Source organism: Streptomyces sp. NPDC001549, from assembly GCF_042894025.1.
Lineage (GTDB): Bacteria > Actinomycetota > Actinomycetes > Streptomycetales > Streptomycetaceae > Streptomyces > Streptomyces kutzneri.
This window is the reverse complement of sequence record NZ_JBIAVJ010000045.1, coordinates 24,677-36,843: the sequence shown is the minus strand read 5'-3', so window position 1 is coordinate 36,843 and position 12,167 is coordinate 24,677. Positions and strand designations below refer to the sequence as shown.

The window sequence follows — 12,167 nt, the reverse complement described above, 5'->3', positions numbered from 1 at the left end:
ACCACGTCATGACGTCCACACACCCCGCACAACGGGCACTGCAGCGTCCAGGAAGGCGAAGCCGACGACCCCACGACCCCGCCGCACAGGTTAAAAATCAAGCTAGGGCATGTCTCCCCGATCATGAGCGGAGCCAGATGATGACGGCTGCGAAGGTGACGGTGCCAAGGAAGACGTGACCGCGTTTGTCGTAGCGGGTAGCCACGGCGCGGAAGCCTTTGAGCTTGTTGATCGCCCGCTCGACGACGTTGCGTTTCTTGTATCGCTCCTTGTCGAAGCCGGGAGGGCGGCCTCCGCGCGAGCCGAGCTTGACGCGGTTTGCTGCCTGGTCGGCCTTCTCCGGGGTCACATGCCGGATGCCCCGTTTCCGCAGGTAGGCCCGTGTTCGCCGGTTGCTGTACGCCTTATCGGCGCTCACGCTGTCGGGTCGGGTGCGCGGGCGCCCGGTGCCGATCCTGTGGACGCGGATCTTGTCCATGACCGGCTCGAACTGGGTGCAGTCAGCCCGCTGCCCGGGTGTGATCAGCAGGGACAGCGGGCGGCACCTGCCGTCGGCACTCAGGTGGACCTTGGTGGTGAACCCGCCGCGGGAGCGGCCCAGGGCCTCGCCTGCCGCACCACCTCCGCCAGGTGGCCGGCCAGGCCCGTCCACGCCGGATCGATCTGGTGTTCCGCCACTGCCGCCCCCTTTGAGGACGCCGGCGGAGGGGCTGTGCGGGCCCCGGCTGCGTGCTGGTGGGCGCGCATCACTGTGGAATCGACCGAGATGGCCCAGTCGATGGTGCTCTTGGCGTCCGCGACGGCCTGGACCTGCTGGAGAAGTCGTTCCCAGGTTCCGTCGGCCGACCACTGCAGGTGTCTCTTATGGACGGTCTTCCACGGGCCGAACCGCTCGGGAAGGTCACGCCACTGCACGCCGGTCCGCACCCGGTGCAGGCCCCCGTTGATCACCTGCCGGTGGTCCCGCCATCTGCCACAACGTCTGTTACTCACCGGCAGGAGCGGCTCCAGCCGCTTCCACTCACCGTCGGTCAGATCCCCACGACCAGTCATATCAAGCTAACGAGTCACATGATCGGAGAGGCGTGGCTCGGGGCAGGGCACGTGGCACCCGAAAGGATAGGTGCTGTGCAGAAAGGAGTCCCTGATGAACGATCTGCGACCGCGCCGACCGCGACCTGCCAGCACCCGGATGCATCAGTGGCGTTCGCCGGCCGGGGACGCCCTGTTGCGTAGGGTGACCGCAGAGCCGGGCAGGCGAGTGAACCGGCCCCAGCCCCGGACGCGAGAAGGGTCGTGCGGTGGGCGAGGCTGAGCAAGGGGACGTTGCGAACGGCGGTAAGCCGGACGTGGCAGCGGGCCCGGTCAAGCAGTCGGGCGCCCGCAGGTGGCTGCACATTCTCGGCGCTGTCGTGGTGGCGATCGTGCTGCCGGTCGCGGTGGCCGGGATCGTTGCCGGGCAACTGGGTGCCCGGGCTGTGTTCCTCGGACTGCTCCTCGGCGTTGTCGGGGCGAAGCTGGGCGGAACCCGTCGCATGCTGTACCTCGCCCCCGCGGCGGGGGTTGCGGTCGGCCTGGGCGCGTTCACCGCCTATGGCTGGTGGTGGGTGGCGTTCCTCGCGGTGACCGGTGCCGTCGTGGGGGCGGGGATCGGCTTCGGCTGGTTCCCGCCGCTGCTGACGCTCACCTTCGCTGCCACGTTCGCGGCACCGACGCAGTCCGGCACCGACGCGCTGATCTCCGGCATCATGGCCGCCCTCGGTGTGGGTTACGGCATCGTGATCGCCCACCGCTTCGGCACCGCCCCTGTCATCGAAGGCGACCGCCTGCCCGTCAAGGTGGCCGCCGTGGTGGCGCTCGTGTTCGGCGCCGCCCTCGGTGCCGCGGCCGCACTCGGGGTGGCGCTCGGGTGGACCGAGCCCTACTGGGTGCCGGAGCCGATCATCATCCTCGCGCTGTACATCGTCACAGGAAAACGCGACCGGATCCGGGGCAAGGCCATCGGTACCGCCGCCGGCGCCGCGGCCGCCCTGCCCGTGGCGATCCTCGCCCCGTCCGTCTGGGTCACCTCGGCCATCGCCACCGCAGCGTTCATCGCCGCTCTCACTCAGGCCGCCACGTACTGGCTCATGTACGGCCTCTACACCTTCGCCCTCGTCCTCGCACTCGCCTCCCCCGGCCAGGTCGCCGTCGAAGCCGAACAGCGCGGATTCGAAATCCTCGCAGGCATCGCCGTCCTCGTCATCGGCCTCGCCGTCGTCCACGCCATCGGCGACCGCCTCCTACGGCAAAGCCCACAACCCGAACTCACAACCGGCAATCACAGCATCTGACGGCCAGCCACACCTCGCTCACTCCTCCCAGGCAGCGGTCTCTTTCGCCGCCATCATGGTCCGCTCATGATCGGGGAGACATGCCTAGTGACTCTGAATGAAGTGTTTTGGGCCCTTGCAGAGCAACGGCGTGTGCGCGGTGTTTGCGCCATCGTCGGGTTCCGGCCGTTCCCCCAGGAGTGCCTGCCCGGTGGTGATCTCCGATGGAACGCTCTGACCAGGAAGGCAGTGTGCCGTCCTGTGAGGAGAGACCATGTCTGACGCCACGCCCGAAGTGACCGACCTCGGCGCGATTCCCGGATCCGGGGACGGCCCCGCGGGACCTGATCTGGGCTCGATCCCGGTGACCGAAATCCACCCGGAGGCCGACAGCGGCCTGACCGTGGTCGCCCCAGCCGACGTGAAAGCGGAGGACGTGGGCCTGTTCAGCGTCCGCTACAGGGGATCGGTGCCCACCCTCGTCCTCACCGGCGGCACGATCGTCCCCTCCCTGATCACCGTCGTCGACGGATCCGGAACCATCCTCGCCGAATACGAGGCACGCCCCGCCCCGAAGCGGATCACGAGCCGGCTGCTTCCCGACGACCAGAACGACCTCGTCTGCGCCACCCCCGACTGCAAGCCCATCAGCCTCACCCGGTAGCGCCACCCGACCCGGGCTCAGCCGCCCCGCACCGGCTCCTGACGGCGGCGGGCCGCCGTCACCACGGCAGCCTGCCGAGCAGCGGGGCGACCTGCCCTCCGGTACCCGGCGCCAGCGGGCGGGCGTAGGGGGCGCCGGACACCGCGCCGCCGCCCGGCTCGGCGCGGGCCACGCACAGCGCAGCTCGGGCGCTATCGCGGGCAGCGGATCTACATCCCGTTCCGGGCGTTGTACTGCGCGACCCACTCGGCGACGTCAGAACAGTCCGCCGGCGGGAAGGCGACATCGGGCACGAGCCGGAGCGCCTCGGGAACGTTCACGCCCGGATGCACATCGCGGACGTGAACCCCGGCCCGCCCCATCGCCAGGTCCAGCCGCCCGCCCTCGAGGACGAGCTCACCGAGTGCTCCGCACATACGTCACCGCAACCGGGGCCGCATCCCGAACGGCAGGTGCTCCACCATCTCCATGCCATGCCCAACGCGGCCAGGTCACGCCGAACACCGTCGAATGCAACGCCTAGAACGGGAGGTAAATGGGCATACAGGGTCGGTCCAAGGCTGACCCGCCATCCCATGCCTGGCTGACCGCAGCGACCGTACGCGTACTGACCCAGCGATTGACTAATCCCGTAGAAGCTCAGCCGCCTTTTCGATGTTGGGTCCCTGCACGCGCTCTACTGGGATGACGAAGCTGCCCTGCTTGTGGCCGCTTACGTTCGTGGCCGTCGCACTCCACCGGGCAGCTGTATCTGTGGTTTCGGCGTAGCTGTAGAGGAGTACCGGGTGGAGCCGCAGGGTTTCGTGTGGCCGCAGGTCCAGGGGCCTGTACCGGACGACGAGCTGATCCCCTTCCTGTTCGACTTGAGGCCGGGGGTCGTCACGCCCGATGAAGACGGGCGGCCGCTGCATTAGGGGCCAGGAACCGGGAAGGGCGCGCGTCCCATATGCGTCTGGCTTCTGGGGCCAGCGGATCTCGTCGTCTTCGTCCCACACATGTGCCCGGACAGGGGCGGTGAGAGTGAGAACGAGCGCCACCTCCGCTAGGAACGTCTCCCCAGGGTTGGTCAGCTGCACGCGTAGCGGAGTACCCGCTTTGCCGGTGGCCCGTAGCAGGAACTCCTCCGTTGCGGCGACGCGCTCGTGGACGTACTCCTCGACTTCCTCCCGGAAGTCGTCCTCCGTGCGGTAGTCGCTGAGGGCAAGGGACTGGAGCGCCCAGGTGTTGACCGAGGAGTCGTCCTCGCCCGGGGCAGACAACTGCCCCAGCAGCTTGTCCCGAGTCTCGGTAAGAGATTGCTTGATGGTGTCCTGGTTGAAGGGCACCACAGCCAGGGCGCCACCGTTCATCTCGACGGCGACGTCAATGCGCTGGGCTGCGCGGCGGGCCCGCCCGGTCAATGCGTCGATCTCGCCCGGGGCCGCCGGCTGGGTCCTTCCCGGATACCGGTGGAACACAGTGCCCGCGTAGGCCTTGTCGTGCGCCTTGCGCAAGGGGTGGATGGGGTCACCCCACTGTGGGGGGAACACGTCGACGAACATGACGTGCCGGGTGCCCTCACCGATGTCCAGAGGGACGTAGGTGAATGTGTAGCGGTCGAAGTCTTCGCCAAGGTATCGGCCGATCCATGGATCGACCTTCTCGACATCGTGGGTGGTCACGCCGTGAAGCGCGCCTTCTTCTACGCCGACGAGGAGATAGGCATGGCCTCCAGCCCACCGGGCGGCCACGTCCGGCATGCGGTTCGCAAAGCCGAGGATGGCCCTGGCGACGCTGAACGCGCCCTCGGGCTTGGAGACGTCGAGGTCCGACGTCCACTCCAACCAGCGTGTCTCATCGGCGCTCGTCGCTCCGAGAACAGCTTTGATCAGCGCTTGCTGTCTTCTCAGTCCGACGACAGGCTGGTCCGCTTCGAAATCCCCCCGAGCCATGGCACCCCTGCTCTCTTCGTCATTCGCCTGAGTGACAAGCATGAAGTATCAAACCGACTGCCAGTGCCGGCGAATGAACGTCTTTCACGAAGCGTCGGCTTCCCTGGGCGCGAGAGATGCTCAGGACTGTTCGACTTCCGTCATGAGGAGGCGGAGGGTCAGGGAGTGCTTTTCCGGGGGAGTGCGTCCAGCGCTGCGCGGGCGTGGGCGGTGCCAGCGGGCTCGATCCCGAACCGGCCCTGGACTGTCCGGAGTGCACCGGTGCCGTGGGCCGGTGGGCCGGCTGCCGGCGGGCGGGGGACATGTCCGGGGTGTCCGACTGCAACGTCGTGATCCGCCGCCACCCGCACGCCTGAAACCAGGGGTGGCGGGATGATCGACCGGAACGACATCGGGCACCGCGTCCAGGACGCGCACGGCAGGACCGGGATCCTGCGGACATCGACCCGTCATGGGAGGGCCCGTCCGATCCGCCGTACGACCGCAGCCGGCCAGTCGCCTTCATCTCCCCGAAGCGCGGCGGACGCGAGTGGCACGTCGACCCCACCACCGTCACCCGGGCATGACGGTCGCTCGTGCTGACCACTGAGTGCGGGATCTCTCCTGTCCTCGCTCTCGAGGGTCCCTCTTCGAGGGTGGTCAGGATCCGGCCGACGTCTTCCACCACCGCCTTTTGCCTTCAGCTCGCAATTCGTTCAGGCGGAGCGCCGTTGCCGTTGAATCGGGATGGTGGATGCCCAATTCCTCGTTCTGGTGCTTGAGGACTAGCTTCAGCATACTGATGGCCTGTTTCTGTTTGTCTGCATTCCAGTAGGCGATGCTGAGCTTTACTCGGCATGACAGGGTCTCGGGGGCTGTGGGGCCGAGGAGGCGTTCCCTGACTGCGAGCGTGTCTTCCAGCAGGCTGAGGGGGTCTGCAGCGTCCCCTGCCTGGTGCTTCTTCAGGCTGGCGTCAGCCAGTGCCTCGGCATCGTATGCGTAGTCCTCCTGGAACACGGCGAAGGCATCTTTGGTGCGGCCCGCGCTCAGGTAGGCCATAGCCAGGTCACGTCGAGCCATAAGGGTCTTGCGGTCCGTCCGTCCGAGCAGGCGCTCGCTTGTGTCTGATACCCGCTGCCAGTACGGAACCGCGGCGGTGGCCAGGCCCCGAGCCCTCAAGCTGTGACCTACCCAGCGGAGGAGGTGGTGGCCTTCAACCTCCCACAGCATGTCCCCTGCGAAGTCGTTCAGGCTGTCGACGTTCGTGTGCAGCACAGCCCTCTCCACGCCCTTGTTCCATAGCTCTGTGAGCGCTTCGGCTGCCGTCCTTACGATCTCTCGTTGTTCGCCACTCGGCGTGTGTTCACGCACGGCGCGTGCAGTTAGAGCGTGCAGCTTCACAGCGCGGAATCCGGCGTGAGCATCGTCGGTGAGCAGGCCGTATCTATGCAGGAGTCTCAACGTCGCTTTGGCTTGGGTGGTGCTGACGAGCGTGGGGCCCTCTGGCGACGGTCTCGGTGTTCGGTGGGCAGTGAGGTAGTTGATGACCGCCTGTCCTCCCCAGAGGTCGCGAGGGTGGCCGGCGGGGTCAAGGACGGCGGCGAGGCGCAGCGCTGGGATCGCGAGGCCCACGGGTTCGCAGGCTTGGGCGACATTCAGGGAGAGGAGGAGGGCGGCGGCTACGTGGCGTCCGTAGCCTTCGGTGTCCGCGTGGCGCGGAAGCAGGTCGTCCAGTTTCGCAGCACTGCTGTTGAAGCGGAGGAGGTAGTCCACGCAGGGCACGTCCTCGTTGATCATGTAAGCGGCGGCGTGAGACAGCGCCAGGGGCAGATTGCCCAGTGCCTCGGCCAGCGCTTGTGTCTGCGCGTCCAGCAGATGCTCCGCACGGGCGGCTCTGAGCCGGGCGCGTAGGTAGGTATGAGCTTCTTGTGGGCTGTAGGTGTCGACGTCTACAACCGCACGGCCACCGCCGGACAAGGCGGCATCCTGGCGGCGGGTGGTTGCCACCACCCGGCCACAGCCCCACGCCGATGATGGCGGCCACCACGACTGCATCGCATCCGGATCGGTGATGTCGTCGAGGATGACGAGCCACGATCGTTTGGTGGTTGCCAGCCACTGGAGAAATGCCCTGGCATGTTGCTCGCCGGTCCGACCCGCCAAAGCGTTGGGGGCATCAACGATGTGAGCGGCGACCGCGTAGCGGGCGATCACCTGATCGGTTTCGCTGGCGTCGACCCAGACCACCATGTCGACGCCTTCGGCCAGGGCCTGGTGGGCGTACGCGGAGGCGAGTTGGGTTTTGCCGACACCGCCGCCGCCGGACAGTACTTGGGTCAGCACCACCGCGGTGTGCCCAGTGACGGCTTGGTCGATCGCGTTGCGAACTTCAGGCCGCTGCTGGAATGCAGATGCCAGGGCGGGAACCGATCCCAGGCGCAGCGGCCACTGGACTGGCCCTTGTGGACCGGCGTGGGTGATCGTCAGGTGATCCACATGTCCGCTGACGGCCACTGCGCCCACTGCCGACGCGATGGCGTCACCGCTGTCGCTGACCGAGGAGGCCGCGAGATCGTCCCTCGAAGGGGATGAACGCTGCTTGCTTCGACGCCACCTCATGTCGCGTCCGGCCTTGGCTCTACCTGCATGGCCGCGCTAATCGGTGTAGTCGATGCCGGTGCCGACGTTGCTACCCGTGCCACGCGAGACGGCGTCACCGGTGTCCTGAACCCGAGCGGTGCCAGGGCTGCCGTCGCCACGGCGTCGTACGCCCGTATGGGCTTGCCCGCCGCCGCTGGCTTCCGCTCGGCCGGTCTGCGTCGCGGTGTCTCCTGCTTCGGCCCGAGGCTGAGCCCACGCCCACGCCAGCGCCGCGACTCCGGTGGCTGCCTGAATTGACGCGCCCACGACTCCTGCGGTGTCCGGTCCGTCAAGCAACCAGATGACAGGAGTCGAGACGATTCCCACCGTCGCGGCGACCATCACCGCGATCCGCTGCTTCCTCGACACAGACGTCCCCCTCTCCCATCCGAACCCCCTCGTCGCAGCCACGAGCGCCGAGAGCCGCCTTCCTGCAACGCGGTTCCATACTCCGGGAAGACTCCCCGCTTGTCGGGTGAACTCCACATGTTGTCCGGGGCTGATGTGCTGCCTCGCCCACGCCGCACACGCAATCGGCACCAGAGATCCGCTCCATGGGACGGAAGCGGCCACGCCCAGGAGCAGCGGGCGCGGCATGATCTAGCCGAGCCAGACGATGTCCAGGACGGACAGGTGCCGCAGCGGCCGGTTGGCGAAGTAGATGACGGACAGCTGGCCGGCGGAGGCGATCCGGACGTCCTCGCCTTCGGGGTCGTCGGGGTCCCACTGCCGGAAGCCCCACGGGGCGGCCGCGGCGGCATCGAGCAGGTCCCATGCTGTCTCTTCGGCGTGCTCGGGGAGTTCGGCGAGGACCTTTGCGGCCGGGGCCGAGAGGCGGACCGCGTACGGGGGCAGGCTCACCGGCGCCGCCGGCCACGGAGCTCGGCCATGTCCACGAACCCGCTCTCGTCGTTTCCGGAAGCGGTGAACGCGTCGACCGCGGGGGCGGAGACGAGTCGGGCCTGCCAGACGTGGACGACCTCGTAGAGGGTGTTCAGGGAGAACGTCCGGCGCGACTCCTCCAGGGCGGCCGCCCACTCGCGCTCGAAGGCCGGCACCCACCGCTCGGCGCGACGGTCGGCCCGGAGGTGGGCGAGGAGTTCGGCCGGCGCTCCGGGCGCGGGCGCGTACGGGGCGGCGGGTGTGTGGTCGGGCTGGGCGCTCATCGGCTCCTCCTACGGCGGGTGCTACCGGCCACGGTAGAACGCCATGGCCTGGGGCCGTGGAGGTTCGGACGGATGCCGCAGCCCGACCCCGTCAGCCGCGCTGCGGGCGCAGCAGCAGGCGGGGCGGGACAACAACTTCATGCGGGGCTTTTCGCGGCTTCCGCACGTCGGAGGGCGTCTACCAGCGTCCACGAGAGGTCGTCGGAGTCCAGGTCCTCGGCGTCGACTTCGCCCAGGTAGGCCTCGATGGCCTCGGGCAGGACTTCGGCCTTCTCGTCATCCGTCATGTCGGCCGGTCTGCCCGACCAGCGACGGCCGTGAGGCCGCGTGCCCGGGACAGGTCGGTGCAGCGGATCCCGCCGCCGGGGTGCCACTCCAACACCGGCGCCACCGCGTCGCCGTGCTCGGCGCACCAGGAGACGGGCACCACGCCGCCGCAGTCGTGCCGCGCGCAGACGCACCCCTCGCCCGGCCCGGCATAAGCGAGACCGTGACGCACCAGCCCGCCCGCCGGCCCCGACGCGGCGGTGCCGCGCAGGCTGGCCGGCCAGGCCAGCGTGAGGCGCAGGCCGCCCGATCCTGACCGAAACCGGTCGATCACCCGCACCTCCCCCAGCACCGCCAACGGACCGGTACCCGGCGCGGTCAGCCGGCGCAGCGACGCCCCGAACTCCCCGCCGGCCAGGACGGCCAGCTCGTCGGCGTCATCGTCGGTGGACCATCCGGACAAGCAGTCCTCGCCGGCCGCGTCGTCGGCCAGAGACAGCCACGGGTCATCGAGGCGGAACCGGTGCGTGGCGCCTCCGGCCCCGGCCAGCACTAGGGCGGCGATCGTCGGCCCCGTGGGTACTTCGATCTTGTCGTGGGCGAGGAGCCAGGCCACGACCGCGCGGCGGTCGAACTGCGGGTGCACGTCCGTACCGGCCACCGGTTCGGGGAAGTCGTCGTGCCGGCGGCGCCAGTTCACCACCGCGGCCCGGCCCACCCTGGCGATCCGCGCCACCGCCGCCAACAACACCCGGTCACCACCCGGGGCAGGGGTGTTGCGAAGTCGCGTGATCTTGTAGGTGTGCCGGTCAGGCGAGGCCCAGTAGGTCGAGTGGGCGGGTGAAGGGCTCGTAGGAGGTGTGCCGGAGGCCGGAGGCGATGTTGCGGTGCCCGGCGGCGCGGAGCTTGTTGATCGCAAGGTTGCGCAGGGTGGCCATGTTCTCGGGTCCGTGGCCGGTGCGGATCTTCGAGGCGTCCTCGCGGAAGGTGGCGTCACGGACGAAGTGCAGCCGGTTCTCGATGGTCCACTGCGACCTGGCGAGCTGGCCGAGACGCTGGGGTGATGCCTGCTGCGAGGTCAGATCCGTGATCGCGTAGACGGTCTGGCGGCTGACGGTGCCCGTCTTGAGGTCGGTGCGGTGGCGCAGGATGCGCACGGCCTGGACGGCGTGGGGGAAGTCCAGGTCGAGGCCCGTGACGGTGAGGACCCTGGTCACGCGAGTCTCCTTGCGGCCGTGGCCGGTCTCGCGGTCGTAGCGGCGTGCGGTCACGTCCTTCCACGGCAGCGACCGTAACTGCCGTTGGAGTCCCGGCTGGTTGGCCTTGACCACCAGCAGGTAGTGCGCCCTCTTTTCCTCCACCAGGAAACGCGCGTGGCCGCGCTGCGTGTGCAGGGCGTCAGCTGTGACGGTGACCCCGGTCAGTTCGTAGGGCTCCAGCAGCGCCGCGAAGCAGGTGATCTCGTTGGTCTTGTCGGGAACTCGCAGCTGGGTGACGGTCCGGCCGTCGCCGGTCATCGCGGCCAGGAGGTGGGCGGCAGGCGTCTGGCCGTTGCGGGATCCGCGGGCGGTCTTGCCGTCCACGGCCATCGACTCGGCGCCGCCGGGATCGGTGCCGGTCAGGTCGGCCAGGCCGCCGGGGCAGACTTGGCCGATGACCCGCCGGATCGTGGCGGCGCTTGGTGCGACCCGCACGCCCATCGCGCCCACCGCGCGGGCGCCGAGCCGGGCCAGAGCGTGCTGCGGAGCGTTCGCGGACCACTGTCCGATGGCCGCGTACGAGCGCGCGCCGGCGATCACCGCCGAGGCGGCAACCAGCAGCACCGCCACGAACGGGTGACGCACCCCGCGCCGCCGACGCGGATCGCGCAGCACCCGCAACCGATCCACGAGCGGGAGTCCCGCTACGCCCTCCAGAGCGGGCGACTTGACGAGGCAGACGGTGGCAGACTGGCGGCACATCGAAACTCCGGTGGTTCAGGGCGACTTGGGAAGGTCACCCCGTTCAACCGGAGTTTCGTTGCGTTCGTGACGGGCCCACCTGGACTCCTCATACCGCCGTGACCTGCGAACCCGCGTGATCAGCGCGACTTTGAAACGCCCCTGCCAGCCAGGCCAACACCGTTTTCACCGACCCCGACCACCTCATCCGCCGGCTACGACACGGCCTCCGCCAAATCCAATACCGCGGCGACATCATCAACGGATGCCTCTCCGCGACCGGCCTCACACTCACGACACCACGCCTACAACCTCAGTAACCGGTGGCTGCGTAGGCTCACGTTCCCATACTGTCCCAGGGGTCTATGGCTGGATGGTCGAATGCGGGGGCTGAGAGGGTGGCAGGCAAGCAGCACAGGCAGCGAGGTCGCCGAGGTTTGTGGTGGTTCCTTCTTCTCCTGGGCACCGCAATCGTGGTTTGCGGGTATCTCGTGGCGGTCCGCTACCACGGCGATGCTGAGATGGAGAGTCTCGGAAACCTGGCCTTCCGGGGAAGACTTGCCGGCCTGGCCCTGACCCTCTATGCCGCCATGGAGCTCATCCAGCCAGCGCTGCAGCGTGGCTTTGCGCGACTCTTCGGCGGCATAGCGAGACGGAGCCGGCAGTCATCCGCACAGAGCACGAACCCCGATCGACGGGATGCTGCCTGAGCCCGATGACCACCAGCCATGAAGGGTGTTGGACCGAAGAGAACCTTTTAGTGCCAAGTTGAAGACAGACTGCTTGGACGCTGCCATCTCTGATCGGAACCTACAACGGTGGTGTAGGTTCCGGCCCAACTTGTCGTCTGGCGCCCCGGTGACCTGCGTATCTAGAAACTGTCCAGAGCGCTTGTCGGCGGATGCGTCCAACTGATCTGTCGTATCCCTCGGGCGGGGGACCCATGGGGAGATCTCCGAGCAGCTGAACCTGCTGCGCTCCAATCCGCGTATGGCTCGGAGCCGTTTGAACTGGTGTACGGCTGCGGGTCGGCCGCCGAGCGGTCAGGCGACGGACGGAGGAGACTGAAATAGGACAGCCTGGTGAGATGAGGTGAGTCCATGAGATACCAGGGCCCTCAGGGCCCCCGGACCCGATTGTGGGTCCACGGGCTCTTGGCTTGCCCTACTTGGATGGGCGACCGCTGTTACAACGCTTGTCACAAGTGGGCGTGTACGGGGAGCGGCACATGGGGCGCGTAGTGGCGGTGCACGGAATCGGTAAGCAGC

Annotated in this window: 11 protein-coding genes; 2 read left to right on the top strand and 9 right to left on the bottom strand. The window is 68.2% G+C overall.

Features of this window, described 5'->3' with window-relative positions; all coding sequences use genetic code 11:
* Nucleotides 1-121 precede the first annotated feature (121 nt).
* Nucleotides 122-1,053 (bottom strand): IS5 family transposase gene (locus ACFY04_RS41075; protein ID WP_389125772.1). Its coding sequence is split into 2 segments (ribosomal slippage): nt 122-618 and nt 618-1,053, totalling 933 coding nucleotides; the frame shifts between segments, so codons are not numbered across the junction.
* Between the two features lie 296 nt (nt 1,054-1,349).
* On the opposite strand from ACFY04_RS41075, the gene ACFY04_RS41070 reads away from it, so the two are divergent.
* A complete protein-coding gene (locus ACFY04_RS41070; RefSeq protein WP_389125770.1) occupies nt 1,350-2,333 on the top strand; it encodes an FUSC family protein in 984 nt (327 codons plus the stop codon).
* Between the two features lie 253 nt (nt 2,334-2,586).
* Nucleotides 2,587-2,976 (top strand): hypothetical protein, encoded by a 390-nt coding sequence (locus ACFY04_RS41065; RefSeq protein WP_327732449.1) that lies wholly within the window; start codon nt 2,587-2,589, stop codon nt 2,974-2,976.
* A 209-nt stretch (nt 2,977-3,185) separates the two neighbouring features.
* Here the strand turns inward: ACFY04_RS41065 and ACFY04_RS41060 are convergent, their stop codons facing one another.
* The 8 genes from ACFY04_RS41060 to ACFY04_RS41025 form a co-directional block, all read right to left on the bottom strand.
* Nucleotides 3,186-3,392 (bottom strand): hypothetical protein, encoded by a 207-nt coding sequence (locus ACFY04_RS41060; protein ID WP_389125766.1) that lies wholly within the window; start codon nt 3,390-3,392, stop codon nt 3,186-3,188.
* Nucleotides 3,393-3,599: 207 nt separating this feature from the next.
* Nucleotides 3,600-4,949 (bottom strand): hypothetical protein, encoded by a 1,350-nt coding sequence (locus tag ACFY04_RS41055; protein ID WP_389125764.1) that lies wholly within the window; start codon nt 4,947-4,949, stop codon nt 3,600-3,602.
* Between the two features lie 597 nt (nt 4,950-5,546).
* Nucleotides 5,547-7,400, bottom strand: coding sequence for a tetratricopeptide repeat protein (locus tag ACFY04_RS41050; protein WP_389125762.1), 1,854 nt, complete (start codon nt 7,398-7,400; stop codon nt 5,547-5,549).
* A gap of 726 nt (nt 7,401-8,126) precedes the next feature.
* On the bottom strand, nt 8,127-8,387 hold the full coding sequence (locus tag ACFY04_RS41045) for a hypothetical protein (protein WP_389125759.1): 261 nt from the start codon (nt 8,385-8,387) through the stop codon (nt 8,127-8,129).
* Entirely contained in the window at nt 8,384-8,692 is a 309-nt protein-coding gene (locus tag ACFY04_RS41040; protein WP_389125756.1) for a DUF6247 family protein, read from the bottom strand. Before ACFY04_RS41040 ends, ACFY04_RS41045 begins: the two co-directional genes overlap by 4 nt.
* Before the next feature lie 137 nt (nt 8,693-8,829).
* Complete coding sequence (locus ACFY04_RS41035) at nt 8,830-8,979, bottom strand: hypothetical protein (RefSeq protein ID WP_389125753.1); 150 nt, start codon at nt 8,977-8,979, stop codon at nt 8,830-8,832.
* The gene (locus ACFY04_RS41030) at nt 8,976-9,710 is read right to left on the bottom strand and encodes a hypothetical protein (protein WP_389125750.1); all 735 of its coding nucleotides are present in this window, start codon (nt 9,708-9,710) and stop codon (nt 8,976-8,978) included. The genes ACFY04_RS41035 and ACFY04_RS41030 overlap by 4 nt, the downstream gene beginning before the upstream one ends.
* Before the next feature lie 58 nt (nt 9,711-9,768).
* Nucleotides 9,769-10,920 carry an ISAs1 family transposase gene (locus ACFY04_RS41025; protein ID WP_389125747.1) on the bottom strand — a complete coding sequence of 384 codons (1,152 nt, stop codon included), beginning with the start codon at nt 10,918-10,920 and terminating at the stop codon, nt 9,769-9,771.
* Nucleotides 10,921-12,167 lie beyond the last annotated feature (1,247 nt).